Below are 804 nucleotides of genomic sequence, written 5' to 3' on the forward strand. Positions count from 1 at the left end.
CGTAGCAACGAGCTCTTGCCGCTGCCGCTCGGCCCGATCACGACGAGCCGGTCGTCCGCCCGCATCTCCAGGTTCATGTGGTCCATCACGACCAGGTTCTCGCCGTAGGACTTGTACACATCCCGAAACGCGACGAATTCACCCAAGACCGATGGCGTGAGATCTTGCGCACCTGAAACCAGAAGGGACGGGGCGGCGGAAACTTGCGGTGACAGCATGGAATCTCTCCGGCGAGCGAACCTTGGACGGGCGCGCGGTGTATGAGTTGAATCCGGCCTTCGCTGACGGGCGCGGCGCCCCCACCAGCGCCGGCGGCTTTCGCGGCGACATCCAGCTTTCGCTCCTCGCCCGTGTCGTCTAGCTCGGCAGCGATCAGACGTCAGTTCTCGCACGCATCAATGTGTGCAAATATGTATGCAATACTAGGTGGCCGAAAAGCGTTGTGTCAATGGTGAATCGGGGCTGCTAGGGAAATCCCGGGTTCGACGCGTGAATCGACCTGTGATTTTTCGAACGCAGCGGGCCGCCTTCCGTGGGCCAGATTCTTGATTACGCCGATCCCGGAGTCGGAGAGTGGCCTTTTCGAGTTTTCCACCGGCTTTTTTGGCCCGACCGCTCGAATATCCGCGCGGATTCGGACATTTCTAATGAGCCCAAGACATTACTAAAAAGCTCTAACACCGGTGTCAAAGCCAGATTGAGATGTCCGAGGGCCAGCTAAGTTGAAATGTCCGGTTTCGGCTAAATAGAAATGTCGGGTTTGGCTGTTCGGTTGGTTTCCTCGGTTTGCTCATACGCCGAGTA

At 57.8% G+C, this 804-nt stretch carries 1 pseudogene; it reads right to left on the minus strand.

The annotated features are described in order from the left end of the window. Positions 1-218 (minus strand): annotated as a pseudogene (locus AB4Y31_RS31745) (amino acid ABC transporter ATP-binding protein); the annotation flags it as partial. Positions 219-804: the final 586 nt, after the last annotated feature.

Source organism: Trinickia sp. EG282A, assembly GCF_040965455.1.
GTDB lineage: Bacteria > Pseudomonadota > Gammaproteobacteria > Burkholderiales > Burkholderiaceae > Trinickia > Trinickia symbiotica.